We start from the raw sequence: 23,162 nt of genomic DNA on the forward strand, positions 1-23,162 counted from the left end.
CCATGGACATGCCCCCGATCCTTTCCGGCATCCGCCGTCAGATGGATACGCTCTCCGATCGCCAGCGCGTGATCGCCCAGAACATCGCCAATAGCGAAACCCCGGGCTTCAAGGCGCGAACCGTCGAGGATGCCGATTTCTCCGACCTGCTCGGCAGCACCAGCACGGGCAGCATCCGCGTTGCCAAGCCGCGGGTCGAGCTGACCGCCGGCATGAAGGGCCTGGGCGCGATCCAGCCGGCGGGCGCCGGGATCGTGCTGGACAAGGACATCAGCGAGACCAAGCCCGACGGCAACAACGTCACGCTCGAGGACCAGCTGCTCAAGCTCGGCCAGGTCCAGGCGGATTTCAGCGCGATGACCAACCTCTACCGCAAGCAGCTGAGCATGCTGAAGACGGCGGTGGGGAAGGGCGGGTAGGTTCCTTCCTTCTCCTTAGCCCTCTTCCGCTTGCGGGAGAGGGTTGGGTGAGGGTGTGAGGTGGGTCACTCTGCCCGAATGCCGGCGATACGTCCCACCAATCCGCATGCGCGCCGCCTTCGCAGGGAACCCGGCGTTGAACGCAAGCTATGGTCCGCACTGCGAAACCGGCAGCTCGAGAACCACAAGTTCCGGTTCCAGGCGACCATCGGCACGTTCGTCGTCGATTTCCTGTGCGTGGAAAAGCGGTTGGTCGTCGAACTGGACGGCAGTCAGCACAGCGAAGAAGGCGATAGGCGCCGCACGGCCTATCTTGAAGCCCAAGGCTATGTGGTGATGCGCTTCTGGAACAGCGATCTGGTCGAGAATTTCGATGGCGTCGTCGAAGCGATACGCCTCAAATTGGCGACATCGCCTGCGACGCCTGACACACCCTCACCCAACCCTCTCCCGCAGGCGGGAGAGGGCTATTAGCTCCCATCTTGCAATGCAGGATTTCGCCGGCTTCGCTCCCCGGGCCGGCGGCGGATCCGGCCGCTCTTTGACCTATGTTGGACGCGCCTGCCTGCCCGGCGCGGCTTAGGGGGCCCCGGGCGGTGCCCCCATAGTCTAAACTTCCGAAACTCCGGCCGCGCGAAACCGGCGCCCCGCGCAGGAGATCTCAGAGCCGCGCGTTGATCGAGATCGGCGCCGGCGCGTCCATCCCGCCCAGGCCGCCACAGGCGCCATAGGTCATGCTGCGCGTGCCCGTGAGGCGCTGGGCCTCGGCGGCGATCGCGCCCATCATCTCGACCGAGAGCTCGATCTGGCGCTTGAGAATGTCGGCATTGATGCTTGAGGCGTCGCGCAGTCCGCGGCTGGCCTCGGCCAGCTGCTCGCGCGCTTCCGGATCGAGCCGTTCGGCCCAATCGTCGGGCGCCTCGCGCTTCATCCGCGCCACTTCGGCCTCGATCCGGCCGGTGAGGCGCAGCTTGGCCTGGGCGATCTCGGGCAGTTCGGCGAAATAGGGGCCTCGGCCCAGCCGCTCGCTCTCCTCCTCCATGATCTGGGTGAGGGACACCATCGCGTCGATGAGCTGCTCGGTCATTTACTTGTTACCCTGTTGGAGCTTGATGATCTGGTCGAGCACTGCCGGCGCCAGGCCGATGCCGCCCTTGGCGGCCATCGCGTTGCCGAGTTTCTCGGCCATGATGCCACGGAACATTTCCTCGCCATGCCCGCCGGAGAATTCCCCGTCGCCCTGCTGCACGCTCTCGAGCATGAGCTGGGTCATCTGGCCGAGGAACACCGCCTCGAAATTCCTCGCGGTCTCGCGGTTCTTGGCGTCGAGCTTCGGATTGGCCGGGACGGCCGGGGCCTGGGGCCCGGTGGCGGAAGTCACGTCGCGCATCATTGCACCTCGATATCGGCCTGGAGCGCGCCGGCGCTCTTGATCGCCTGGAGGATGGTGATCAGGTCGCGCGGGGAGACGCCCAGCGTGTTGAGCCCGCTCACCAGCGTCTGCAGGCTGGCGCCGTCCACCATCGCCAGGCTGGCGCCGTTGCCGTCGTTCACCTGCACGTTGGTGCGCGGCACTACCGTGGTCTGGCCGTTCGAGAAGGGCGCTGGCTGCGAGACCTGCGGGCTCTCGGTGACGGTGATGGTCAGGCCGCCCTGGGCGATGGCCACGGGCGTGATGCGGACGTCGGCGTTCATCACCACGGTGCCCGAAGCCTCGTTGATCACCACCCGCGCCGGCTGGTCGACCTTGACCGACAGTTCGCCGATGCGCGTGACCAGGTCGATCACATTGCCGACGAAGTTCGCGCCAGCCGTGAGCTGCACGGTCGCCGGATCCAGCACGGCGGCGCTACCCGGATATTTGGCGTTGATCGCGCCGGCGATACGGTCGGCAGTGGCGAAGTCGGGGTTCTTGAGCGCCAGCTTCAGGCCGTTGGCCGAAAGCAGCGAATAGGGCACTTCGCGCTCGATGATCGCGCCGCCGGCGATGCGGGCGGACGTGGTCACGCCCCGGCTCACGCTGGCCGCTGCGCCCTGGCCCTTGAAGCCGGAGACGGCGACATTGCCCTGCGCGACTGCATAAATCTCGCCGTCCAGGCCGCGCAGCGACGAGACGATCAGCGTCCCGCCCTGCAGGCTGGTCGCGTCGCCCAGCGCCGAGACCTGGACGTCGATCCGCGAACCCGAGCGGGCGAAGGGCGGCATCGTCGCGGTGATCGAGACGGCGGCGACGTTCTGCGTCTTCATCTCGGTGCCGCGGATGTTCACGCCCATGCGCTCGAGCATCGCCTGCATCGATTCCTCGGTGAACGGCGTATTGCGCAGGCGATCGCCCGTGCCGGCCAGGCCGACGACCAGACCATAGCCGACAAGCTGGTTGTCGCGGACGTTCTCGACGTTGACGACGTCCTTGATCCGCGTCTGGGCCATTGCGGCCGGCGCTAGCCCCATGCTCAGGAGCAGGGCCATCAGGGGGGCGGCGAAGCGCAGCATATACCCTCGAAAGTGGAAAATTTCCGATAATTCTCTTATAGGATAGAGGACGGGCCATGCGGGCCCGGAGGACTAGATTTCGTGCGGATCGAGAACCTGCAAGCCCCCCTGCTGCAAAGCCTGATGGCCGCGCTGCCCAAGGTCGCGTCCGGCTTCTCGGTCGGGGAGGGGGATGGCCCCGCGGCGCCCGCGCCGCTGCCCCAGGGCCCCAATGCGGCGCAGATGCTCAACCCCTCGGTCGCGATGCTCGTCACGCTCGCCGCCGCTGATCCGGCGATCGAGCGCCGCCGCAAACAGGCGATCGACGCCCAGCGCGGCATCGACATGCTCGATCAGCTCCACCGCGAACTGGTTGCCGGTGTGGTGAGCCCGGTCCGGCTCCGGGCGATCGTCGAATGGTCCGAGACGTTCGAGCGCAGCGACGATCCCGCGCTGGCGGCCATTTTGTCGGACATCGAGCTGCGCGTCCGAGTCGAACTGGCCAAGCTCGATCTCCAGGCCTGACGGCACCCTGTCTTTCCCCTACGGCTTCTCGGGCTTTTCAGTTTCAAATCCGAACGCAATTGCATACCGGATCTTTGGAACCTAGGGAGGCGTCACCGGTTTCGCGTTCGAAAGCGCGATGCCGTTCCTTCCATGACTGGCCGGCAGAGCGCGGCATGGACAGCCCTCAGGAGAGTATGCCTATGTTGGCTTTGCTGATGGGGTTCGCCGTCGCAGCGGCCCCCGTACCTCAGTCCGCCGATGCCGTGGTCGGCCGCTGGAAAACCCCCGTCCACAACGGCATCGTCGAGATCACCCGATGCGGTGCGTCGATCTGCGGCAAGATCGTCGGATCGGACAAGTTGCGCACGAATCCGAACCTGGCCGACGGCAACAACGGCAATGCGGCGCTGCGCACGCGCAAGTTGATGGGCCTGCAGATCCTGTCCGGCTTCAGCCAGCAGGGCGGCGGCTGGTATGGCGGCAAGATCTACAATGCCGAGGACGGCAAGACCTACAGCGCCGAGATCACGTTCTCCGGCAACGATCAGCTCAATCTGCGCGGCTGCGTGTTCAAGCCCTTCTGCCGCACCCAGACCTGGACCCGCGTGCGCTGACGCGCGTTTCCGAGTTCTCAGTATCCGTACGCGTACAAGGATTACCCCGATGTCCCCCTTCAAATATTCGCTGGCCGCCGGCAGCGCGCTGTTCGCGCTGCTCGGCTTCTCCCAGGCTGCCTGCGCCCAGGCCTTCTACCTCCAGGAACAATCCGCCCGCGGCGCCGGCCGCGCCTTCTCGGGCGAGGCTGCCGATACCGGCTCCGCTTCGATCTGGTGGAACCCCGCTGCGATCGGCGGGATCGAGAATGGCGATGCCACGCTCTCCGCCTCGGTCATTCTGCCGCGCGGCCAGGTTGCCGACAACGGCACGCTGATCGTCCGCCCGGGCCAGCCGGCAGCGCCGGTGGGCGGCAACGGTGTCACGCGCAATCCGATCAACAACGGCGTGCTTCCCTCGGGCGCGATCGCGGTGCCGCTCAACGACCGCATCGCGCTCGGCGTGTCGATCACTTCGCCCTATAGCTTCACCACCGATTATCCGGCGGACAGCTGGGCGCGCTACAGCGCCGCGCGGACCCAGCTGCGCACGGTCGACATCCAGCCGAGCATCGGCGTGGCGGTGACCGACTGGCTGCGCGTCGGCGCGGGGCTCAACATCGAATATACCGATGCCAGCCTCGGCAACGCGCTGCCCAATCTCGCAGCGGCGCTGCCGGACGGCCGCCAGGAACTGAAGGGTGACGGCTGGGACCTCGGCTGGACCGCGGGCGTGCAGCTGCATTCGAACCGCTTCACCCTGGGCCTCAGCTACAAGTCTGCGATCGAGCACACGCTGAAGGGCAATCTCACCGTCTCCGGCCTGGTCGGGCCGCTCGCTGGCTCGAACATGGCGCTCTCGGGGGTCGAGGCGAAGTTCTACACTCCGTCCCAGGCGATCGTCGGCGCCCGCTTCGCGGCCACGAACAAGCTCACCCTCAATGCCCAGGTGATCCGCTATGGCTGGGACAAGTTCGATGCCATCCGCCTCGGCGCGCCGGTCAACCAGGCGATCCCCGAAAATTATCGCACCAGCTGGAGCTATGCCGGCGGCATCGACTATGCCCTGTCGCCCAAGGTGACGCTGCGCGCCGGCGTCCAGCGCGCGATCACGCCGACCCAGGATGGCGAGCGCGATGCCCGGGTGCCGGATTCGAACCGCTGGAACTTCGGCCTGGGCGGCAGCCTGGCGGCGAGCAGGAAGCTCTCGTTCGACCTGGCGGCCAACTATGTCAGCTTCGCCGATGCCCCGATCGACCGCGTGACCGCCGCCTATGCCGGCACTGCGGCGCAGACGCCGATCCTCACCGATGGCGAGCTGCGAAACGCCCATGCCATCGTGCTCTCGGCGGGCGCGCGGCTGAAGTTCTGACGCTGCCCCGGGGATCGCGGGGAAGCGTCGCGTTCAGCGCCGCTTCTTCGCGATCCTCAGCACATAGCTGATCACTTCGGCCACGGCGGCGTAGTGCTCCACCGGGATCGGGTGATCGATCTCGGCACTGGCGTAGAGCGCGCGGGCGAGGGGGCGGTTCTCCACCAGCGGGATGCCGTGCTCGCCCGCGATCTCGCGGATCTTGAGCGCGATCCCGTCAACGCCCTTGGCGACCACCACCGGCGCCGCCATCTGGCCATGGTCATAGTGCAGCGCCACGGCATAGTGGGTCGGGTTGGTGATCACCACGCTGGCCTTGGGCACGTTCTGCATCATCCGGCTGCGCGAGCGCTGCATCTGGATCTGGCGAACCTTGGCCTTGATGTGCGGATCGCCTTCGCTCTGCTTGTGCTCGTCCTTGATCTCCTGAAGGCTCATGCGCATCCGCTTCAGGAAGGCGCGGCGTTGCCAGACGAAGTCGAACAGGGCGAGCGCGCCCACCAGCATCGCGATCGGGCGGAGCATCGAATAGACGATGCCGTGCGTCGCGCCGCCCACTTGCTGCAGGTCCGCGCCCACCATGGAATCGACCGTGGCGGCATGCGGCCATGCCAGATATGCCGCCACGCCGCCGACCAGGCAGAGCTTGGCGAGCGTCTTGGCGAACTCCATCAGCGCCATCTTGCCGAACATGCGCTTGGCGCCGCTGGCGGGATTGAGCTTCGACCATTTCGGCTTCACCCGGCTCCAGCTGATCATCGGCCGGCCCTGGAGGATGCCGCCCAGCAGCGCGATGCCGAACAGCGTGCCCAGGACCGGCAGCAGCGCCGATGCAGTCGCGCTCATCACGCCGGTCACGAAGCTCTCGGCGCCCTGCGGCTCCATCCGGAAGTCGTCGGCGCTGCCCCATAGGCGCACGAACAGCGTGCCCATCAGCTGGAGCGTGTAGGTGCCCAGGCCGCCCATCACCACGAGCATGCCGACGAAGATCGCGGCGTGGCGCATCTCGGGCGCCATCGGCACATCGCCCTTGGCGCGCGCATCCTCGAGCTTCTTGTCCGTCGGGTCGTGAGTCTTGTCGTCCTGGTCGGTATCGCCCGACATCACCAGCCTCCCTGCATCGCGTCGCCCATGGCGCGGGCGAAGAAGGTCAGCATGGTGCCGAGCGTGGCGGCGGCGAGGCTGATGCCGAGCAGCAGGTTGAGCGGCTGGGCGATGAAGAAGACCTGGATCGCCGGGGCGACCCGCGCGGCGAGGCCGAGCGCGACATTGAAGACGATGCCGTAGATCAGCAGCGGGGCGGCGAGGCTGAGCCCGAGCGTCATCGAGCGGGTGATCGCCTCGACCGCGAGCATGGCGAAATCATGCGCCGGCGGCAGCCCGCCGACCGGGAAGCTCTGATAGCTGTGCACGATCGCGCCCAGCCACAGATGATGGACCTGCATGCCCATGCACACCAGGGCCGCCGCCATGGCGACGAACTTGGAGAGCTGGGGCGCGGCGCTGCTCTGCGCGGGATCGAAGATCACCGCAGAGGATAGGCCGATCTGGGTCGAGATCACCGAGCCCGCCATGGAGACGGCGAAGAACAGGATCTTGACGATCATGCCCATGGCGAGGCCCGTCATCAGTTCGGCGACGAGCACCGCGGGCAACGCCGCGCCGGCTTCCGCCGCCACCCGGGCGGGCGCTCCGACCAGGCCGTACATCGCCGCCGACAGTGCGAAGGCGATCATCAGCCGGATGCGGCCGGGGATGGCGTCGTCGCCGAACACCGGCAGCAGCATCAGCACCGCGCCCACCCGGGCGAAGACGATGAAGAAGGCCGACGCCTGCAGCGTCAGGTCGGGAGGCAGCGTCATCCGGCGGTCACGATCAGGCTGCCGATCCTGGTCATGAAGTCGTTCAGCGCCTGTCCGATCGTGGGCAGCATCAGCAGCAGCACCAGCCCCATCGCGAGCAGCTTGGGCACGAAGGTGAGCGTGGTTTCCTGGATCTGGGTCAGCGCCTGAAGCAGGCCGATGACGGTGCCCACGATCAGCGAGGTCAGCAGCAGCGGACCCGCGATGGTGAGCACCAGCATCAGCGCGCTCTGCGCCAGGGCGAGGACCTGGGACGGCAGCATCGCGCCTAGATCTGCATCCGCATGATGTCGGAATAGGCGTTCACCACCCGGTCGCGCACGGCCACCATGGTGTCGAGCGCCGTCTCGGCCGCGCCGATCGCGGTCACCACGTCGATCAGGTCGCCCTTGCCGGCAACCTGTTGGGCCGAAGCCTTCTCGGCCGCGCGCAGCTGGTCCGCGGTACCGGTGACCATGTCCTCGACCATGGCGCCGAAGCCGCCGGCGCTGCCGCCGGTCTTTACGGGATCCGTCTTGCTGTTGCCGCCAAGGCCGGCGACGCGGCCATAGGCCGACATCGCATCAAGTGCGCCGATGGACATTCTGGGTATCCTTTACTTGAGGAGGTCGATGGTGCGCATCGTCAGGCTCTTGGCAGCCTCGATGGCGTTGAGATTGGCTTCGTAGCTGCGCTGCGCCGCCTTCATGTCGGCCGTCTCGATCAGGCCGTTGACGTTCGGCTTCATGACATAGCCGTCCTTGTCCGCGGCCGGATGGCCGGGCTGATAGACCTTCACGAAGTCCGACTTGTCGTTCTCGATCGCCTTGACCTTGACGCCCAGGCCGCCGGTCGCACGGTCCATATCGGCCTGGAAGCTGGCGACGCGGCGGCGATAGGGATTGCCGCCCGGCGCGTCCGCCACCGAGTCCTGGTTCGCCAGATTCTCTGCGATCACGCGCATGCGCAGCGATTGCGCGCGCAGGCCCGAGGCGGAGATGCCGAGCGAGGTCTTGAGGTCCATGATCGTCCTTCCAGCGAGGCCGCAGGGGCCGTTTCCTCCATTGTAGGCAAAAATTGCCGGGGCAGGCGCCGGACGCGGAAAAAAGGTTCCTATAAGTCCTCCTGAAAGGAAGACGCATGTCAGTGCTCGACGGAATTATGGTCGATATGTCGATCGTGCTGGGCTCGGCCAATGTGCCGATCCGCCAGGTCCTGCAGATGAGCCGCGGCGCGATGATCCCGCTGGAAAGCAGCCAGGACGATCCGTCGCTCGTCTATGTGAACGACGAACTCGTCGCGAAGGGCGTGGTCCTGGTCGACGGCGAAGTGATGTCGCTCGAGATCACCGAACTCGTGAAGAAGCAGCGCAACTGATGGACATCCTGTCGATGCTGCGCACGCTGGGTGCGCTCGGGATGGTGCTCGGCATGCTCGCCGGGGCGCTGTGGTTCGTGAAGCGATACGATCTGAAGCTGCCCGGCCGCGTGACCAGCACGCGCCGCAAGCGGATTGAGATCGTCGAGCGCCTGTCGGTCGACGGCAAGCGCTCGGTGGCGCTGATCCGCCGCGACGGGATGGAGCATCTGGTGATGTTCGGTCCCGAGGGACAGGCGACGATCGAGAGCGGCATCGTCGCGCCCGAGCCGGTCGCACCCGAGCCGGCCGGTGCCCCCGCGCCGGCGGCCAATCTCGCCGAGGACATCGCGGCGCTCCGCACCAATTTCGCCAGGCTGGTCGACCTGCCCAGGCTGGCCGAGCTGCCCCGTGCCGTCGCGGCGCGCGCCACGATCGCCGCCGCCGCGCGCAATGGCCATGCGCCGCGCGCGCCCAAGCGCGTCCGCGAGCAGCGCAACACCACGCGGTGGAACCGCGCCGCGGTGCGGGCCGCGCTCGATGCTTAGGCTGGTCGCGGCGGCCTTCGCCGTCCTGATCCTCGTGCCGGCCGAGGCGTTTGCCCAGTCGAAGGGCACGTCGATCAACATCGGCGGCCCGGACGGCGCGCTCTCGGCCAAGGCGATCCAGCTGGTGCTGATGCTGACGGTGCTCAGCCTGGCCCCAGGCCTGCTGATGACCGTCACCAGCTTCACGCGCATGGTGGTGGCGCTGTCGCTGCTGCGCACCGGCATCGGCGCCCAAGGCGTGCCGCCCAATCCGGTGATCATCAGCCTGGCGCTGTTCCTCAGCTTCTTCGTGATGGCGCCCACCTTCAACAAGGCGTGGGAGCAGGGCGTCGATCCCTATACCAAGGGCAAGATCTCCGAGCAGGTCGCGTTCGAGCGCACTGCCGAGCCGTTCAAGAAGTTCATGCTCGGCCAGGTGCGCGACAGCGATCTCAAGCTGTTCGCCGATCTGGGCGGCAAGCAGATCCAGAACCGCGCAGAGACGCCGCTGACCACGCTGGCGCCGGCCTTCATGATCTCCGAGTTGCGCCGCGCCTTCGAGATCGGCTTCCTGCTGCTGCTGCCGTTCCTGGTCATCGACCTGGCGGTCTCGGCCGTGCTGATGGCGATGGGCATGATGATGCTGCCGCCGCCGACGATATCGCTGCCGATGAAGATCATCTTCTTCGTGCTGGTGGACGGCTGGGCGCTGGTCGCCGGGTCGCTGGTCAAGAGCTTCGCGCAGTAGCGAAGCCGCCAAGGGTCAGGGAGGGGGCGGATGCCGGGGGGCGTCCGCCCCTATTTGCTTGTGGCCGCGAATGGTGGTGGTTAGCTTCGCGCATGAACCGCCGGAGAGGCTGCATCGTCACGCTCGCCGCCCTGGCCGTTCTGGCAGCCTTGGCGATCCTGGTGCTGCTGGCGGGCTGGCCCTGGCCGATTTCCGATCCGGTGAAGCTGAAGGCGATCCAGGCCGAAGCCCAGGCCTTGACGGCAACGCATCCGGCGAGACCTCCGGAACATTATGCACGCGTGCCGGAGAACCAATTGCCGCCGGTCGCCGCCAGCCTTCACCCCGAATGGGTCACGGTGCACGAATGGGGCGTCGACATCGTCATCAAGCCCTATTTCGATGGCGGCTGGGGATATCATGTCGCCCGGAGCCGGCGCGATCTGCCGATGCTCGACGGATGCTATTCGGAAGTCGGCCAAGGCGTATTCTGGCACGGTCCCTGCTAGTTCGCCGGCGCGGTTCCGCCGTTCCGCCGAGAGCAGGATAGCGGCCGTGTCGCAGCGCTTCGGGTTGTCGCGAGAGACTCAACCCCGCGCGGCGGGGCTATCCAGCCAGGCCGAGAGCTCGGCATAGGAAATGGGGTCGTGGAAGGCGACGCCGGCATATTCCTCGTTGCTCCAGCGCGCCGTGCAGCGGCGCGGGGGCAGGCCGGGGATCATCAGGATCACTTCGCTGTCCACCCGCAGCGTGCGTTGCAGCTTCAGGCAGGCGCCGCCCTGCGACAGATCGGCGACGACCACGTCGATCGAGCGGCCGAGGGAGTTGATCCGCGCCGGGATGTCGGCCGCGAAGCGCGGCGAGCGCGGACGCAGGGTTGCCGCTTCGGGCTGCGGCTTGCCGAGGATGGCGCCGACATCGGCGGGGGTGTCGAACCGCACGCCGGCCCGGCCCGCCTTGGTCCAGGCGATCGCGCCGTGCAGCAGCGCGCCGCCGCGCAACTCGACGGCGATGCGCAAGCCGGGCAGCAGCGATGCGATCGTGTCGATCTGCATGCCGTGCTCGGAGATGTTGCGCACCCGGCAGAGCTGGCCGGGATTGCCCTCATGGCTCAGCTTGCCGACGAGGAGCGTCGCCACGGCCCGCGGCGCGCGCTCGATCCACTCTTCGTGGCTTTCGCTTGCGATGGCGGGATTGGCTTCCACTATGTCCTCGGCGAAATTGCGTGATCTCTGTTTTTTATAGGCGGATTGCCGGCGCGAGCGGGCCGCCTCCACGCAAAATACGCAATTTATGCTGCGCGTCGCCTCATGCGGGCGTCGCTTGCGTGATCGCCACCTTGCGCACCACGCCGGCGCCGAACGCTTCCGGGGCGGCGGCTTCCACGACCTTGCGGAACTGCTCGAGGCTGGGCAGCAGCCCCTCCTTGCCGGCCGCCATCGGCGTCCTGAAGGTGCGCATGTTGATCGCGTGCAGGAGCAGCGGCAGCCGCTTGGCCACCTCGCCGGACTTGTCCTTGGGCACTTCGAGGTTGAACTGGAACTGGACATAGCCGGTGAGCCGCCCCTCGTCGGGCGAGACCAGCGGGGCGAGCAGCTTGTCCACCTGGACGAATGCCGTCTCGACTTCCGCGGCCGGTGCCGGGGCGGCGTGGGCGGGACGGGGGCCGAGCACCACCAGGGTGCCGAACGCGGCGGCGCCCCCCAGGCCGAGCCCGGAGAGCATCACGATGGCCAGGAACAGGATCTTTTTCATGACGCCGATACTCAGAATTTGAAGCTGCTGTCGGTCGGAAGCGATGGTGCCTCGGCCTTCAGCACGATGGTGATGCGGCGGTTCTCCGCCCGATCGGGCTGATCCGGGAAGACCGGCCGGGTGCCGCCCATGGCGACGATCTCGGAGAAGCGGTCGGTCGTCATGCCCGAGGCGATCATCGCCTGGCGTGCGGCGAGTGCGCGCGCGCCGGATAGCTGCCAGTTCGCATCGCTCTGGCCGCCGCCGGTCGCGTCGGTATGGCCCTCGATCGCGATCTGCCCGCCCGCCTGGGCGAGCTTGGCCGCGGTCTTGGCGAGCAGTGCGCGCGCGAAGGGGTTCAGCTCGGCGGTGCCGGGACGGAACATCGATTGCTTGTCGGTGTCCATCAGCGTGATCCGCATGCCCGCGCGGTCGGGCTCGATCGCCACATTCTTGCGTGCCTGGTCCTGCGGCACGGCGTCGAGCGCGATCTGCAGCTCGCTGGCGAGGACTCGCATCGACGTGTCGGGTATGTCGGCGGTGCCGCCGCGCGCGGCGCCGTTGGTGGCGGCCTCGGTGGTCGGCGTGCCGTTGGCGCGGCTGCTGTCGTTCGACGAGCGGCGCGCCTGGCCGCCCGCACCTTCGGACGTGCCCATCACCGGCGTCGAGGGCGCGGTGTCGGAGATGGTCGGCGAGAAATAGGCAGCGAGGCCCTTCAGCCGCTGCTTGTCCGGATTGGCGATCAGCCACAGCAGCATGAAGAAGGCCATCATCGCAGTCACGAAGTCGGCATAGGCCACCTTCCAGGCGCCGCCGTGATGTCCGGCCGCGACCTTCTTGACTCGCTTGATGACGATGGGGCGATCATTGGCGCCGGGCACGGGCATGGTCAGACGCTCCCGAGCGCGTCGCGCATGCGCTGCTGCACTGCGCCCAGGCGGATATGGCCGATCGCCGACAGCGAATCCTCGCCGCGCGCGATCCGCTCGAGCAGGTTCACGCACTCGTCGGCATGCTGGATGAGATAGTCGAAATCCTGGAGCTGCTCGAGATAGGCGCTGGCGAAATGCGCGTCGCCGACGAGCACTTCGGCAAGCGCTTCCAGCTTCGCGCGCATCTCGCGGATCTCGCCGGCAATCACATTGTGCAGCGTCGCCGAGAAGGGATCGAAGCCGGTGATCGCCTGCACGTTGGGGAGCTGTGCGGGAACGGGCATGCAGGACATCAGAACAGCTCCAGATCGCCGCCGGAGACCGGGGCGTGAACGGGGACCGGCGGGCGCTCGGGCACGCGGTCGGTAACCTTGACGCAGCGGCTGCGCCCTTCATGGGGAAGGAACTCGATCTTGCGGGCGCTGGTGCCGCCGAGATCGGTGTGGCCGACGGCGATCCCCTCGGTCTCCATGAAGCGGCGCGCGAAGGCGGCGTTGGAGGAGCCGATCGAGCCCAGCCCCGAGACGATGTTGGCGCCCCCGTAGAGATGCGCCATCAGCCGGCTGCGGACTGCGCCCTTCTGCATCATCCCGTTGATCAGCAGCTCCATCGCGTGCACACCGTAGCGCGCCATTTCCGAGGCTCCGACGCGCTGGTCCGCGCCGGGCTCGCCCAGGAGGAAATGGTTCATGCCGCCGATCCGGGCGACCGGATCGAACAGGCATGCGGCGACGCAGCTGCCGAGCAGGGTGGAGACGACCACCCCGGGCTCGGCCACCACGGCATGCTCGCCCTGGACGATGGCGAGCCGGCGCATCAGGTGAGCTCGCCGAAGACGCGCTCGATCTTCTCCTTCAGCGCGGCCGGCGCGAAGGGCTTCACGACATAGTTGTTCACGCCCAGGGCCGCGGCCTTCTGGACAATCTCCTTGTCCGACGAGCCGGTGAGCATGATGAACACCGTCTTGCCGATCACCGCATCGGTGCGCACCGCCTCCAAGAACTGGAGGCCGTCCATCTCCGGCATGTTATAGTCCGAGATGATCAGATGCACGCGGTCGCTCTTGATCGCCGCCAGTGCCTCCTGGGCGCTGGGCTTGTCCCGCACGTCCTTGAACCCGAGATCCTGCAAGGCGCGACGGATCATCGCGCGCATGCTGGTCTGGTCATCGACCACCATCACCTTGATCGCTGCTGCAGCAGGCATCAGACGCTCCCAATCTTCTCGCGGCAGGCCTTGAGGATCGCCTCAGGCATGCCAGACAAACCAACTTCCTGTTCCACCGCGCCCAGCTCCTTGGCCGAACGCGGCATTCCCCAGACCACGCAGGTTTCCCTGCTCTGGCCCAGCGTGCGGGCGCCCGCCTGGCGCATCGCCAGCATGCCCTGGGCGCCGTCGGCCCCCATGCCGGTGAGGATCACGCCGACCGCGGCTTTGCCGAGCGGCGCCACCGAGTTGAACAGCATGTCCACCGACGGCCGGTGGCCGGAGACCGGGTCGCCGTCGCGCAGCCTGACATGGCCGCGAACGCCGCCGCGCAGCTCCATGTGGCGCTGCCCCCCAGGAGCAATATAGACGGTTCCCGGCACCACCGGCGCGCCGTCGGTCGCTTCCACCACATGCACCCGGCATTCGCCGTTCAGCCGCTCCGCGAAATTGTGCGTGAAGGCGGCGGGCATGTGCTGGACGATCAGCACCGGCGGGCAATTCTCAGGCAGCGCGGGCAGCAGCGAGAACAGCGCCTCGACGCCGCCGGTGGACGAGCCGATCGCGATGACCCGCTCGCCGACGCTGCCCGCCGCGAGCGTGGGCTGGGCGGGCAGGCGCTGCGGGCCGGCACGGGCGACCGAACGGGCGGCGGCCTTCACCTTCTCGCAGAGCAGGACGGCGTCGCGCTCGATGTCTTCGGGCGTGCCGCTGGGCTTGGTGACATAGTCGACCGCGCCCAGCCGGAGCGCCTCGATCGTCACTTCCGCACCGCGCGCGGTCAGCGTCGAGCACATCACCACCGGCATCGGCCGGAGTCGCATGATCCGCTCGAGGAAGGACAGCCCGTCCATCCCCGGCATCTCGACGTCGAGCGTCAGCACGTCGGGGTTGAGCGTCTTGATCATTTCCCGCGCCGCGAAGGGCTCGGGCGCCATGCCGACGACCTGGATCGCCGGATCGGCGGAAAGCATGCGGTTGAGCGTCGCGCGCATCGAGGCGCTGTCGTCGACGATCAGAGTGCGTACCGGTGCCATCAATGCACCTCCGGCTTCTGGTAGATGGTGTGCCCGCACGAGCGCATCTGGCGTGCCGCCGGGCCGATCAGCCGCTCCGAATGCCCGATGTACAGGTGCCCGCCGGGGGCGAGCTGGTTGACGAAGCCCGCCTCCAGCTCTTCCTTCGCGGGATCCCCGAAATAGATCATCACGTTGCGGCAGAAGATCACGTCATAGGCGGCCTTGAGCGGCCAGGGCTCGAACAGGTTCAGCACCTTGGCCGTCACCAGCGCGCGCGCCTCGTCGGCCATCTGGAAGCCGCCCTGCACGGGCTTCATCCACAGGTTGCGCCAGGGCTCGGGCACGGCCTGGGCGACATTGTCGGCATAGAAGCCGCGCCGCACCGATTCCACCACATGGGGGGCGATGTCGGTCGCCAGCAGGCGGACATCGGCATTGCGCAGCCAGGCGGCGGAAGTGCGGTCCGGCCCGAGCAGGCACATGGCGATGGTGTAGACCTCCTCGCCCGACGAGCAGCCCGCCGACCAGATCCGCACCGGCCCCTGCTTGCGCTTGAGCGCCGGCAGCACCGTCTGGCGGAAATGATCGAAATGATGCGGCTCGCGGAAGAAATGCGTGTGGTTGGTGGTCAGCGCCACCACCATCGCATGGCGTTCCGCCGGATCGCTCTGCACAAGCGCGACATAGTCGGAGAACCTGGCCAGGCCGTGCTCGCGCAGCCGCCGCCCCAGGCGCGACTGGACGAGCGTGGTCTTCGCCTCGCTGAGCGAGATGCGCGCGTCCTCGTGCATGATCGCGGCGATGGCGGCGAAATCGCGGGCGGTGAGCTCCGCATTCGCCGCCGTCATGCCGCCAGCGACGCCGGTGAGCGCCGCGGCGCCCCCGGCGACGGTCACGCTGCGAGATCCAGGTGCTTGGTCAGGCTCAGCGCGTCCAGGTCGAGAAGCAGCACCATCGTGCCCTTTTCGTCCCGGGTGCCGTCCTTCTGGCGGGTGGCGATGCGCACCAGGCCGGCGATCACGCTCGGCTCGATCGTTTCGACCTCGGGGGCTGGCTGGATCTCGGCCTCGCCGATCGCGACGATGTCGTTGACTTCGTCAACCAGGAAGCCGGCCTGCTTGCCCGCAATATGGACGACGAGGATGCACGAGCGGGCATGGATCACGCTCGGCTCCCAGCCCAGCCGCTCGGCCAGGCCCACCACGGGCACCACGTTGCCGCGCAGGTTGGTCACGCCCTTGATGAAGCCGGGGACGTTGGGGAGCGGCGTCGGCTCGTCCCATTCGCGGATCTCGATCAGCGCCCGCATGTCGATCCCGAAGGTCTGCTGGGCGAGCGAGAAGGTGACGATCTTGCGGTCGGTGCCGGCGTTGTCGTTGGTGGTGGTCATGCTGCCAGTCCTTTCGGGGTGAAGCGATTGGTGGAGGCGACGAGCGCCTCGATGTCGAGGATGAGCGCGATCGAGCCGTCGCCGAGGATGGTGGCGCCGCCCAGGCCGCGGATCGGGTGGAGATTCTGGTCGAGGCTCTTGATCACCACCTCGCGGCGATCGTCGATGGTATCGACCACCAGGCCGACCTTGCCCGAGCCTTCGTTCTCGACGATCACGACCAGGCTGTCCTCGATCGCGCGATCGTCGTTGAGGCCGAAGATCTCGGTCGCGCGCTTCACGGGGACATATTCGCCGCGCATGTCGATCACTTCGCTGTCGGGCGAGGTGCGCTTCACCTGGCCCGGCTCGGGCTGCACCGTCTCGAGCACATGCGCGAGCGGCAGCACGAAGCGCTGGCCGGCGAGGCGGACGATCATGCCGTCCAGGATCGCCAGGGTGAGCGGCAGGATCATCGTGAAGGTGGTGCCTTCGCCGGGGATCGAGTGGATCTCCACCCGGCCGCCCAGCGCCTCGACGTTCGAGCGGACCACGTCCATGCCCACGCCGCGGCCCGAGATGTTCGAGATCGTGTCGGCGGTCGAGAAGCCCGGCGCGCAGATCAACTGGTCGATCTCTTCGTTCGACAGCTGCGCGTCGGCGCTGATGATGCCCTTCTCGACGGCCTTGGCGCGAACCTTCTCGCGGTTGATGCCGCGGCCATTGTCCTGCACCCGCACGAAGATGCGGGCGCCGCGCTGCTCGGCCGAGAGCTTGATCGTGCCCTCCGGGCTCTTGCCCGCGGCGATGCGCTCCTCCGCGCTTTCCAGGCCATGGTCGGCGGCGTTGCGGATCATGTGCGTCAGCGGATCGCCGATCTTCTCGATCACGCCCTTGTCGACTTCGGTGGTCTCGCCCACCGTCTCGAGCAGGATCTGCTTGCCGGTCTCCACCGAAAGGTCGCGCAGCATGCGCGGCACGCGGCTGAAGGCCTGCTTGATCGGCTGCGCGCGCAGCGACATCACATTGTCCTGGATCTGCCGCGTCAGGCGCGCGAGCTCGGGCAGCTCGACGCGCTGGCGATCGGCCGGCGACAGCCGGTCGGCCAGGATCGAGTTGCGGATCACCAGCTCGCCGACCAGGTTGAGCAGCAGGTCGAGCTTGCCCAGGTCTACGCGGATCGTCTGCTGCCCTTCGCCGCCTGCCTTGGGTGCGATGGCGGGCGTCTCGATGCCGCCGACGGGCGGCGAGGCGGCGGCGATCGTCTCGACGACGCGCTGCATCTCGGCGGCGAAATCCTCGATGCCGGCGGTCACCGGCACGAAGCCGAATTCGTCGGCCGTCGGTGCGGCTTCGGCCAGGGGCGCGGCGGTCGCTTCGTCGCGGCGGACCTCGATGATCGAGTCCGGCGCCACGAAGTCGAAGCAATCGTTGATGTCGCTCTCGGCCACTTCGCCCGGAACGCGCAGCGTCCAGGTGAGATAGGCGTCCTCGGGATCCAGATCGCGCAGCGGCGGCACCGCGGCCGTGTCGACCGCGACGACCTCGCCACCCAGCGCCTCGAGCTCGCGGATGATCAGCAGCGGCTCGCCGGCATTGGCGAGCGCCGCGCGCGACGGCTTGAAGGTGACGATCCAGGCGGCATCGGCGACGGGCAGCGCGGCGGGCGCGTCGAAATCGTCGAGCGAGACGGCCATCGGCACGAAGCCGAACTCGTCCGCTTCGCCGGCCGGCGCCTCGGCGGCAGGGCTGCCGTCATCGGCGCCCTTGTCCGCAAGCACCTGCTCGAGTGCGGCCAGCGCGGCCTGGTCGGCCGGGCGGGGCGCCAGGCCCTTGGCGGATTCGACATGGTCGGTCAGGATGTCGAAGGCGCTCAGCATCACCTTGACCACGCCGGGGCTCGGCGGGATCTTGCCGGCGCGTACTTCGTCGAGGACATTCTCGAACTTGTGCGCAAAGGCAGTGAGGTCGGCATGGCCGAACGCGCCGGCGCCGCCCTTGATCGAATGGACCGCGCGGAACACGCCTGCGATCGTCTCGGCCGAGACGTCGCCGGCCTGCATGGCCGACAGGCCCTGCTCGGCGGTGGTCAGGCCCTCGGCGCATTCTTCGAAGAAGATCGCCTGGATCTCGTCGAGTTCCTCGCTCACGGGCACACCCGGCGGATCGCCGCCCCCAGCTTGGTCGCTTCGAACGGCTTGGTGATCCAGCCGGTGGCGCCGGCCTCACGGGCGCGCGCCTTCTTCTCGTCCGAGAATTCGGTCGACAGCACCAGGATCGGCGTGCCGCGGAAGCCGGAGACCGCGCGCACTGCCTCGATCAGCTCGAACCCGTCCATCTTCGGCATGTTGATGTCGGTGATCAGCAGGTCGGGCTGCACTTCGTGCATGCGCTCCAGCCCGTGCTCGCCGTCATTGGCGCTCTCGATGCGGAAGCCCTGCGCGGTCAGCGACGTCTTGAGCAGCATGCGCATGCTCGCCGAATCGTCGACGGTAAGGATCAACTTGCTCACTGGACGTCTCCGGTCTCGAGGCCGATCGTCGCGGCCAGGTGGCAGCGCTGCACGCGATCGACGAATGCGGGGCTGGGATTGGCGATGCGGAACTCCTGGCCGCCTGCGGCCGCCTCGGCGCGCGCCGCGACGAGCAGCTGGAGCACGGCCTGGCCGACGCTCTCGACTTCGGACGCGTCGATCTCGATCGCGTCGTCCAGGTCCGCGGCGAGCACGAGGCGCACGCGCAGGTCTTCGGCCGTGACGGTGGTGCCATGGACGGGGAGGCGCAGCGCGCGCTCCTCGGCGTCAGGCAGCGGCAGCGACTGGGACTGGTCCATTCTTGGCCTCGTCAAGTGCGGTTTCTAGTTGCTGGAAGCTCGGCGCATAGGCCGACGGAGTCATGCGGCGGGCGATCTCGATCGCCACCTGGACCGGCTGGTTCTGGGCATAGGCGACGATCGCCGTCTTCACGATCGAATAGGGCTTGCCGTCGGCCTCGAGCGTCTCGAGCAGCTTGGCGGCGAGGGGGCCGACCACGCAGTAGCTCAGCAGCACGCCCAGAAAGGTGCCGACCAGCGCGCCGCCGATCATCGCGCCCAGGATCTCGGTCGGCTGGTCGATCGAGCCCATGGTCTTGATGACGCCGAGCACGGCGGCGACGATGCCCAGGGCGGGCAGGCCGTCGGCCATGATCTGCAGCGCGTGCTGCGGGCCGGCCTCTTCGTGGTGATGCTTCTCGATGTCCGCGTCCATCGCGGCCTCGATCTGATGCGGGTCCTCGAAGTTGACCGTCATCATGCGCAGATAGTCGCAGATGAACTCGATCAGGTGATGGTCCTTGAGCAGGCGCGGATAGGGCGTGAAGAGATTGCTCTCCTCCGGCAGGTCCAGATGCGGCTCGAGCGCGGTGGCGCCCCCCTTTTTGAAGGTGGAGAGCACGGTGAACATCAAGGTGAGCAGGTCCTTATAGTCCTGCGCCTTCCACTTGCCGCCCTTGAACGCGCGCATGATGCCGGTGCCGGCCTTCTTGATCGTCGCCATCGAGTTGGCGACGATGAAGGCGCCGATCGCGGCGCCCGCGATCGCCATCATCTCGTGCGGCAGCGCATGCGCGATGATCTCGAACTTGCCGCCCGACATGATGAAGCTGCCGAAGACGCAGACGAGAATGATGATGAATCCGATGCCGTTGAGCATGGCGGTTCGCCCGATGTCCCTGTTGTTTCCAGAATTATAGGAAGGATTTGCCGGCCATGGTTGCCGCGCCGGCAAATAGCTCAGGCTGCTTCGGCCGCCCGATCCTGCCAGTCGATGACCGCGAGATAGTTGCGCAGCCGGTTCGCCTCGAGCGAGGCGAGGAGCTTGTTGTTGTGCCAGGGCACGATCATCTCGGCCAGCGCGGGAGCCCAGGGCGCCGAGCTGTCGAACAGCACGCCGAGACCGAACACCGCGGGCACGTGCGCCCAGGCGAGCGGACGCTCCTCGGTCTGCGCCTCGGCCCGGAAATCCTCCACTGCAGTTAGCACGCCGTTGCGGGGGCCGCCTTCGTGCAGCGCCCAGGCGAAGCTGCCCGCGCCGCGGAAGCCGCGATTGGGCAGGCAGTCGGGCTGGCCGAGCGAGACGCCGCCGTCGAAGCTGTGCGGGTGGCGATGCTCCTCCGGGATCCGGTCGGGCGCATAATAGCAGTCGCGGCGGGCGCACGGCCACGAGACGTCGTGCATGAGCGCCAGCAGCGGCTTGCCGTCGCGCCGCGCGATCTGGTCGGCGATGCGCAGCTCGTTGATCACCGTGTAGTAATTATGGTCGCCGTCGATCACCCAGGCATCGATGTCCGACAGCTTCGGCATCGCCTCATGGCTCGGCTCGGCAATGTGGCGCACTTCGGGCGTCTGGCGGGCCCAGGCCAGGAACTCGGCCTTGGGCGCCGGATCGATGCTGGTCAGGCTGCCGCCGGCCAGGCGCGCATAGGCGGCAAGCTGCTGCGACATGCCGCCGAACTCGGCGCCCACCTCGGCAATGTTGCGAGCCTCGGCGATCTGCAGGCTGCGAAGGATGATGTCCGAGAATTCCGACATGGAATGGATCAACAGGCTCATGCGATGGCTCCCTGGAGCGTGGCGTTGGAAGGCGAGGGCGCGGCCGGCTGGCGCGCGGCGATGGGGCGGAAGGCCAGGGCCAGCATCATCTGCCGGTCTCCCTGCCGCGGCGGCGGCGGGACCATCATGAAGGCGAACTCGTTCTCGCAGCGGAAGAGATAGGGCGCGACCTGCTCCATGCCCTCGAGCGAAGGCAGCGCGTCGGTTTCCTGATTGCCGTCGGGATGCTGCTTGTCGCTCAGGAAGCGGTCGACGGGCATGAAGCTCACGCTCTCCACCTGCACATAGTCGAAGAGCTGGCCGAACTGCACGCCCACCGAGAAGCGGCTGTCGCCGATCGGGATGGGGGCGAGATAATAGCCGTCATGCGTCGGCGTGGCGGTCACCGTGCCGGTCGAGACCTGGTTGCCGTCGGCGACGATCAGCGGCAGCGCGATCGAGTTGTCGACGAAATCCTGATATTTGAGCGGCATCGCGAAGCGGCGCTGCGCCAGCAGGCTGAGCTTGAGCGCCAGCCCCTCGCCGTGCAGCTCCGCCGGCAGATACATGCGCTCGGCACCCTTCATGTAGAACAGGCCGCGCTGGCGCAGCCCGCGCCGTGCGATGGCGGGGTCGAACAGCGAGACGGTATTGTCCACGCCCAGGTTGATGTCGTGCTCGAACGCGCCGAGCACTGCGAGCTCGGCTTCGAGCGGCACGTACATCAGCCGGCCGAGCACGCCCGCCGCGCCGCGGCGCCACATGATCGCCTCGTGCGCGGGGCGCCCCGCGCGGATCGTCACGCTGCCTTCATCGCGCACGAAGCGCAGGCAGCCTGCCTGCACCCGGTCGCGCACGTCCGACTGGCGCGACTTGATCGAGCTGCCGCGGCGGATCGCAGTGCCGTCGGCTTCGTAATCGACCACCGATCCCTGGGCGGCGGTGCACAACTGCTCGAGCACGGCGACATTGGCGCACAGCGCCTCGAGCGCGGCGCAGTCATAGTCGTCGTGGCCGATAAAGCCCTTCTTGTCGAAACCACTGCGCGACTGCTCGCGCAGCAACAGGTAGCGGCCGGCGATCTGCACACCCAGCTCGCGGGCGAGCAGCGGCTCGACATCGTTCTGGACCGATCCGTTATAGCCCAGGTCGACCAGCATCAGCGTATCGCCCCTGGCGGGATTCACTGCCTTGCGGACATGCGCGATCAGCCGGTCGGCGAAGCTGCGCGACGCCTGGGTGATGCGGCGCATGCGCTGCGGGTCCTGGATCGCCTTGAGAAAGGCGCCGGGGCGGGGATTGTCCTTGACCAGCCTGGCCGCTTCGGCGGCCGGCAGCAGCAGCTGCTTCGCCACCGCGGTCAGGTCGCCGCAGATCTCGCGCTGGAGATAGCGATCGACCGCTCCCGGCGTTGCCAGCGCGGCGGCGGTGCCGGTGAAGCGGCTGATTTCCACGGCGTGGCCGACGCTGCCGCGCGCTTCGTGGACAAGCTGCGGCAGATGGCCGTCGCGCATCAGGAACACCGCGTGCACGGTGCCGCCATGCTGCGCCCGCAGCGCCGCGGCCTCGTCGTCCAGCCAGCGGTCGAACCCGTTCAGCACGGGGCCCAGCGTGGTATAGCCGAGCACTTCGGCGGCATCGCCCAGCTGCGGTTCGACGGCGGCGATCGTCGCGCGGTGTGGCTGGTGGGTGATCGCGACGCCGGCCGCGGTCGGGTGAAAGATGTTGCTGATCGCGCTTTCCAGGCGGATGCGCTGCTCGCTGCCCTCGGTAAACTGCTTGAGATGCAGCGTGTTCACCCCGAACGGCGCGACGCCGTCGACGTCTGCCTTCTTGTTGTCGCCGATGTGCAGGATCTGCTCGGGCGCGATCCTGAGCGCCTTGAGCACCGGGCCGTACAGGCCTTCGCCCTTGGCCTTGCCGTGGAAGGACGAGCAGAAGATCCGGCCGATCAGCCCGGCGACTTCCTCGCCCGCCGCGGCGGCGATCAGGCCGCGCAGCTGCTTTTCGTCGAGATAGGTGTCGGAAACGATGATCGTCTCGATGCCCTTCGCCTTGGCCGCGCGCATCAGCGCCACGGTGGGCGCGAAGGCGAAGCAGTGGCGTGCCTCGGCGTCGAGCTCGTCCCGCACCGCGGCGGCGCGCTCGGCGGCGCTCGCATTGGGCATCAGCTCGGCATAGACCTCGTCGATATGGACTTCGTTGCGGCGGTGGCGGACGGCGGCGGTGCTCCGCGCGGTCTGCTCGGCCCAGCCGCGCTGGAGGAGGTTGGCTTCGCCGAGCGCGCCGAACAGATCGCGCGGGGCATGCACGTCGCGCCACAGCAGCGTGTCGAAACAGTCGAGCGAGAGCAGGGTCACGCCCGGATAGGCGTCCAATGCCGACGGCAGCGCGTGCGGAAGGATTGCGTTGACCAATGATTTTCCCCGGATGCGCGCCCGCAATTCGGTAGGGCGCACTAATCTTATAGGATGCGCGCACCCGGAACGGTCGCGATCGTCCTAGAATGAAGGGTCAAG

The 23,162-nt window shown here is 67.6% G+C and carries 32 protein-coding genes; 9 read left to right on the forward strand and 23 right to left on the reverse strand.

The annotated features are described in order from the left end of the window. Window positions 1-2: 2 nt before the first annotated feature. Window positions 3-419 (forward strand): flagellar basal body protein, encoded by a 417-nt coding sequence (locus tag FFS08_RS15665; RefSeq protein WP_137863372.1) that lies wholly within the window; start codon window positions 3-5, stop codon window positions 417-419. A gap of 78 nt (window positions 420-497) precedes the next feature. Beyond that, window positions 498-893 (forward strand): endonuclease domain-containing protein, encoded by a 396-nt coding sequence (locus FFS08_RS15670; RefSeq protein WP_137863373.1) that lies wholly within the window; start codon window positions 498-500, stop codon window positions 891-893. 187 nt (window positions 894-1,080) lie between these two features. On the opposite strand, the gene FFS08_RS15675 is transcribed toward FFS08_RS15670, so the two are convergent. Genes FFS08_RS15675 through FFS08_RS15685 form a run of 3 tightly spaced genes read right to left on the reverse strand, consistent with a single transcriptional unit; the run spans window position 1,081 to window position 2,912 of the window. After that, a complete protein-coding gene (locus tag FFS08_RS15675; RefSeq protein ID WP_137863374.1) occupies window positions 1,081-1,506 on the reverse strand; it encodes a flagellar protein FlgN in 426 nt (141 codons plus the stop codon). Then, window positions 1,507-1,809: a rod-binding protein gene (locus FFS08_RS15680; RefSeq protein ID WP_502702043.1), complete on the reverse strand. Its 303-nt coding sequence runs from the start codon at window positions 1,807-1,809 to the stop codon at window positions 1,507-1,509. After that, window positions 1,809-2,912, reverse strand: coding sequence for a flagellar basal body P-ring protein FlgI (locus FFS08_RS15685; protein ID WP_137863376.1), 1,104 nt, complete (start codon window positions 2,910-2,912; stop codon window positions 1,809-1,811). Before FFS08_RS15685 ends, FFS08_RS15680 begins: the two co-directional genes overlap by 1 nt. Window positions 2,913-2,993: 81 nt before the next feature. On the opposite strand from FFS08_RS15685, the gene FFS08_RS15690 reads away from it, so the two are divergent. The 3 genes from FFS08_RS15690 (at window position 2,994) to FFS08_RS15700 (ending at window position 5,363) form a co-directional block, all read left to right on the forward strand. Next, window positions 2,994-3,416 (forward strand): flagellar assembly protein FliX, encoded by a 423-nt coding sequence (locus FFS08_RS15690; RefSeq protein WP_249341136.1) that lies wholly within the window; start codon window positions 2,994-2,996, stop codon window positions 3,414-3,416. A gap of 182 nt (window positions 3,417-3,598) precedes the next feature. Continuing rightward, window positions 3,599-4,012, forward strand: coding sequence for a DUF2147 domain-containing protein (locus FFS08_RS15695; RefSeq protein WP_137863377.1), 414 nt, complete (start codon window positions 3,599-3,601; stop codon window positions 4,010-4,012). Between the two features lie 49 nt (window positions 4,013-4,061). Beyond that, the gene (locus FFS08_RS15700) at window positions 4,062-5,363 is read left to right on the forward strand and encodes an OmpP1/FadL family transporter (RefSeq protein ID WP_137863378.1); all 1,302 of its coding nucleotides are present in this window, start codon (window positions 4,062-4,064) and stop codon (window positions 5,361-5,363) included. 33 nt (window positions 5,364-5,396) lie between these two features. Here FFS08_RS15700 and flhB read toward each other — a convergent pair whose 3' ends face one another. From flhB to flgC, 5 genes are read right to left on the reverse strand one after another with little or no spacing between them, the layout of a single operon-like run. After that, window positions 5,397-6,467, reverse strand: coding sequence for a flagellar biosynthesis protein FlhB (gene flhB / locus FFS08_RS15705; RefSeq protein ID WP_137863379.1), 1,071 nt, complete (start codon window positions 6,465-6,467; stop codon window positions 5,397-5,399). After that, window positions 6,467-7,225, reverse strand: a complete 759-nt coding sequence (gene fliR / locus FFS08_RS15710; protein ID WP_137863380.1) for a flagellar biosynthetic protein FliR — start codon at window positions 7,223-7,225, stop codon at window positions 6,467-6,469. Before fliR ends, flhB begins: the two co-directional genes overlap by 1 nt. Beyond that, window positions 7,222-7,488 carry a flagellar biosynthetic protein FliQ gene (locus FFS08_RS15715; protein ID WP_086130151.1) on the reverse strand — a complete coding sequence of 89 codons (267 nt, stop codon included), beginning with the start codon at window positions 7,486-7,488 and terminating at the stop codon, window positions 7,222-7,224. The genes fliR and FFS08_RS15715 overlap by 4 nt, the downstream gene beginning before the upstream one ends. Window positions 7,489-7,493: 5 nt before the next feature. Next, window positions 7,494-7,808 carry a flagellar hook-basal body complex protein FliE gene (gene fliE, locus FFS08_RS15720; protein ID WP_137863381.1) on the reverse strand — a complete coding sequence of 105 codons (315 nt, stop codon included), beginning with the start codon at window positions 7,806-7,808 and terminating at the stop codon, window positions 7,494-7,496. Between the two features lie 12 nt (window positions 7,809-7,820). Continuing rightward, window positions 7,821-8,228 (reverse strand): flagellar basal body rod protein FlgC, encoded by a 408-nt coding sequence (gene flgC / locus FFS08_RS15725; RefSeq protein ID WP_137863382.1) that lies wholly within the window; start codon window positions 8,226-8,228, stop codon window positions 7,821-7,823. Between the two features lie 116 nt (window positions 8,229-8,344). On the opposite strand from flgC, the gene FFS08_RS15730 reads away from it, so the two are divergent. The 4 genes from FFS08_RS15730 to FFS08_RS15745 all read left to right on the forward strand — a co-directional run bounded on the left by FFS08_RS15730 (window position 8,345) and on the right by FFS08_RS15745 (window position 10,323). Continuing rightward, on the forward strand, window positions 8,345-8,581 hold the full coding sequence (locus FFS08_RS15730) for a FliM/FliN family flagellar motor switch protein (protein ID WP_086130154.1): 237 nt from the start codon (window positions 8,345-8,347) through the stop codon (window positions 8,579-8,581). Then, window positions 8,581-9,108: a flagellar biosynthetic protein FliO gene (locus tag FFS08_RS15735; RefSeq protein WP_137863383.1), complete on the forward strand. Its 528-nt coding sequence runs from the start codon at window positions 8,581-8,583 to the stop codon at window positions 9,106-9,108. Before FFS08_RS15730 ends, FFS08_RS15735 begins: the two co-directional genes overlap by 1 nt. Then, on the forward strand, window positions 9,101-9,835 hold the full coding sequence (fliP, locus tag FFS08_RS15740; protein ID WP_137863384.1) for a flagellar type III secretion system pore protein FliP: 735 nt from the start codon (window positions 9,101-9,103) through the stop codon (window positions 9,833-9,835). The genes FFS08_RS15735 and fliP overlap by 8 nt, the downstream gene beginning before the upstream one ends. Before the next feature lie 92 nt (window positions 9,836-9,927). Continuing rightward, a complete protein-coding gene (locus FFS08_RS15745) occupies window positions 9,928-10,323 on the forward strand; it encodes a hypothetical protein (protein WP_137863385.1) in 396 nt (131 codons plus the stop codon). Window positions 10,324-10,401: 78 nt separating this feature from the next. On the opposite strand, the gene FFS08_RS23565 is transcribed toward FFS08_RS15745, so the two are convergent. From FFS08_RS23565 to FFS08_RS15820, 15 genes are all read right to left on the reverse strand, one after another. Further along, window positions 10,402-11,019, reverse strand: coding sequence for a PilZ domain-containing protein (locus tag FFS08_RS23565; RefSeq protein ID WP_171012639.1), 618 nt, complete (start codon window positions 11,017-11,019; stop codon window positions 10,402-10,404). 103 nt (window positions 11,020-11,122) lie between these two features. Further along, a complete protein-coding gene (locus FFS08_RS15755) occupies window positions 11,123-11,569 on the reverse strand; it encodes a hypothetical protein (protein ID WP_137863387.1) in 447 nt (148 codons plus the stop codon). Between the two features lie 11 nt (window positions 11,570-11,580). After that, complete coding sequence (locus tag FFS08_RS15760; protein ID WP_137863388.1) at window positions 11,581-12,435, reverse strand: flagellar motor protein MotB; 855 nt, start codon at window positions 12,433-12,435, stop codon at window positions 11,581-11,583. 2 nt (window positions 12,436-12,437) lie between these two features. After that, window positions 12,438-12,773, reverse strand: a complete 336-nt coding sequence (locus FFS08_RS15765; RefSeq protein WP_137863389.1) for a hypothetical protein — start codon at window positions 12,771-12,773, stop codon at window positions 12,438-12,440. Next, entirely contained in the window at window positions 12,773-13,297 is a 525-nt protein-coding gene (locus FFS08_RS15770) for a chemotaxis protein CheD (RefSeq protein WP_137863390.1), read from the reverse strand. Before FFS08_RS15770 ends, FFS08_RS15765 begins: the two co-directional genes overlap by 1 nt. Then, a complete protein-coding gene (locus FFS08_RS15775; RefSeq protein WP_171012640.1) occupies window positions 13,297-13,686 on the reverse strand; it encodes a response regulator in 390 nt (129 codons plus the stop codon). Before FFS08_RS15775 ends, FFS08_RS15770 begins: the two co-directional genes overlap by 1 nt. Beyond that, window positions 13,686-14,723 carry a protein-glutamate methylesterase/protein-glutamine glutaminase gene (locus FFS08_RS15780; RefSeq protein WP_137863391.1) on the reverse strand — a complete coding sequence of 346 codons (1,038 nt, stop codon included), beginning with the start codon at window positions 14,721-14,723 and terminating at the stop codon, window positions 13,686-13,688. The genes FFS08_RS15775 and FFS08_RS15780 overlap by 1 nt, the downstream gene beginning before the upstream one ends. Next, a complete protein-coding gene (locus tag FFS08_RS15785) occupies window positions 14,723-15,601 on the reverse strand; it encodes a CheR family methyltransferase (protein WP_502702041.1) in 879 nt (292 codons plus the stop codon). Before FFS08_RS15785 ends, FFS08_RS15780 begins: the two co-directional genes overlap by 1 nt. Continuing rightward, on the reverse strand, window positions 15,598-16,095 hold the full coding sequence (locus FFS08_RS15790; RefSeq protein WP_137863392.1) for a chemotaxis protein CheW: 498 nt from the start codon (window positions 16,093-16,095) through the stop codon (window positions 15,598-15,600). Before FFS08_RS15790 ends, FFS08_RS15785 begins: the two co-directional genes overlap by 4 nt. Continuing rightward, on the reverse strand, window positions 16,092-18,224 hold the full coding sequence (locus FFS08_RS15795; protein ID WP_137863393.1) for a chemotaxis protein CheA: 2,133 nt from the start codon (window positions 18,222-18,224) through the stop codon (window positions 16,092-16,094). Before FFS08_RS15795 ends, FFS08_RS15790 begins: the two co-directional genes overlap by 4 nt. After that, on the reverse strand, window positions 18,221-18,586 hold the full coding sequence (locus FFS08_RS15800) for a response regulator (protein WP_137863394.1): 366 nt from the start codon (window positions 18,584-18,586) through the stop codon (window positions 18,221-18,223). The genes FFS08_RS15795 and FFS08_RS15800 overlap by 4 nt, the downstream gene beginning before the upstream one ends. Beyond that, on the reverse strand, window positions 18,583-18,906 hold the full coding sequence (locus FFS08_RS15805; RefSeq protein WP_137863395.1) for an STAS domain-containing protein: 324 nt from the start codon (window positions 18,904-18,906) through the stop codon (window positions 18,583-18,585). The genes FFS08_RS15800 and FFS08_RS15805 overlap by 4 nt, the downstream gene beginning before the upstream one ends. After that, on the reverse strand, window positions 18,875-19,765 hold the full coding sequence (gene motA / locus FFS08_RS15810; protein ID WP_137863396.1) for a flagellar motor stator protein MotA: 891 nt from the start codon (window positions 19,763-19,765) through the stop codon (window positions 18,875-18,877). The genes FFS08_RS15805 and motA overlap by 32 nt, the downstream gene beginning before the upstream one ends. A gap of 80 nt (window positions 19,766-19,845) precedes the next feature. Next, window positions 19,846-20,664: a class I SAM-dependent methyltransferase gene (locus tag FFS08_RS15815; protein WP_137863397.1), complete on the reverse strand. Its 819-nt coding sequence runs from the start codon at window positions 20,662-20,664 to the stop codon at window positions 19,846-19,848. Further along, on the reverse strand, window positions 20,661-23,060 hold the full coding sequence (locus FFS08_RS15820; RefSeq protein WP_137863398.1) for an HAD family hydrolase: 2,400 nt from the start codon (window positions 23,058-23,060) through the stop codon (window positions 20,661-20,663). The genes FFS08_RS15815 and FFS08_RS15820 overlap by 4 nt, the downstream gene beginning before the upstream one ends. Window positions 23,061-23,162 lie beyond the last annotated feature (102 nt).

Origin of the sequence: Sphingomonas sp. 1F27F7B (assembly GCF_005503355.1) — a bacterium.
Taxonomy (GTDB): domain Bacteria; phylum Pseudomonadota; class Alphaproteobacteria; order Sphingomonadales; family Sphingomonadaceae; genus Sphingomonas.

Bases quoted from the DNA above. Each gene is read 5' to 3' on its own strand.
- FFS08_RS15665 (WP_137863372.1), top strand. From the start codon at position 3: ATGGACATGCCCCCGATCCTTTCCGGCATCCGCCGTCAGATGGATACG.
- FFS08_RS15670 (WP_137863373.1), top strand. From the start codon at position 498: ATGCCGGCGATACGTCCCACCAATCCGCATGCGCGCCGCCTTCGCAGG.
- FFS08_RS15675 (WP_137863374.1), bottom strand. From the start codon at position 1,506: ATGACCGAGCAGCTCATCGACGCGATGGTGTCCCTCACCCAGATCATG.
- FFS08_RS15680 (WP_502702043.1), bottom strand. From the start codon at position 1,809: ATGCGCGACGTGACTTCCGCCACCGGGCCCCAGGCCCCGGCCGTCCCG.
- FFS08_RS15685 (WP_137863376.1), bottom strand. From the start codon at position 2,912: ATGCTGCGCTTCGCCGCCCCCCTGATGGCCCTGCTCCTGAGCATGGGG.
- FFS08_RS15695 (WP_137863377.1), top strand. From the start codon at position 3,599: ATGTTGGCTTTGCTGATGGGGTTCGCCGTCGCAGCGGCCCCCGTACCT.
- FFS08_RS15700 (WP_137863378.1), top strand. From the start codon at position 4,062: ATGTCCCCCTTCAAATATTCGCTGGCCGCCGGCAGCGCGCTGTTCGCG.
- flhB (WP_137863379.1), bottom strand. From the start codon at position 6,467: ATGTCGGGCGATACCGACCAGGACGACAAGACTCACGACCCGACGGAC.
- fliR (WP_137863380.1), bottom strand. From the start codon at position 7,225: ATGACGCTGCCTCCCGACCTGACGCTGCAGGCGTCGGCCTTCTTCATC.
- FFS08_RS15715 (WP_086130151.1), bottom strand. From the start codon at position 7,488: ATGCTGCCGTCCCAGGTCCTCGCCCTGGCGCAGAGCGCGCTGATGCTG.
- fliE (WP_137863381.1), bottom strand. From the start codon at position 7,808: ATGTCCATCGGCGCACTTGATGCGATGTCGGCCTATGGCCGCGTCGCC.
- flgC (WP_137863382.1), bottom strand. From the start codon at position 8,228: ATGGACCTCAAGACCTCGCTCGGCATCTCCGCCTCGGGCCTGCGCGCG.
- FFS08_RS15730 (WP_086130154.1), top strand. From the start codon at position 8,345: ATGTCAGTGCTCGACGGAATTATGGTCGATATGTCGATCGTGCTGGGC.
- FFS08_RS15735 (WP_137863383.1), top strand. From the start codon at position 8,581: ATGGACATCCTGTCGATGCTGCGCACGCTGGGTGCGCTCGGGATGGTG.
- fliP (WP_137863384.1), top strand. From the start codon at position 9,101: ATGCTTAGGCTGGTCGCGGCGGCCTTCGCCGTCCTGATCCTCGTGCCG.
- FFS08_RS15745 (WP_137863385.1), top strand. From the start codon at position 9,928: ATGAACCGCCGGAGAGGCTGCATCGTCACGCTCGCCGCCCTGGCCGTT.
- FFS08_RS15755 (WP_137863387.1), bottom strand. From the start codon at position 11,569: ATGAAAAAGATCCTGTTCCTGGCCATCGTGATGCTCTCCGGGCTCGGC.
- FFS08_RS15760 (WP_137863388.1), bottom strand. From the start codon at position 12,435: ATGCCCGTGCCCGGCGCCAATGATCGCCCCATCGTCATCAAGCGAGTC.
- FFS08_RS15765 (WP_137863389.1), bottom strand. From the start codon at position 12,773: ATGTCCTGCATGCCCGTTCCCGCACAGCTCCCCAACGTGCAGGCGATC.
- FFS08_RS15770 (WP_137863390.1), bottom strand. From the start codon at position 13,297: ATGCGCCGGCTCGCCATCGTCCAGGGCGAGCATGCCGTGGTGGCCGAG.
- FFS08_RS15775 (WP_171012640.1), bottom strand. From the start codon at position 13,686: ATGCCTGCTGCAGCAGCGATCAAGGTGATGGTGGTCGATGACCAGACC.
- FFS08_RS15780 (WP_137863391.1), bottom strand. From the start codon at position 14,723: ATGGCACCGGTACGCACTCTGATCGTCGACGACAGCGCCTCGATGCGC.
- FFS08_RS15790 (WP_137863392.1), bottom strand. From the start codon at position 16,095: ATGACCACCACCAACGACAACGCCGGCACCGACCGCAAGATCGTCACC.
- FFS08_RS15805 (WP_137863395.1), bottom strand. From the start codon at position 18,906: ATGGACCAGTCCCAGTCGCTGCCGCTGCCTGACGCCGAGGAGCGCGCG.
- motA (WP_137863396.1), bottom strand. From the start codon at position 19,765: ATGCTCAACGGCATCGGATTCATCATCATTCTCGTCTGCGTCTTCGGC.
- FFS08_RS15815 (WP_137863397.1), bottom strand. From the start codon at position 20,664: ATGAGCCTGTTGATCCATTCCATGTCGGAATTCTCGGACATCATCCTT.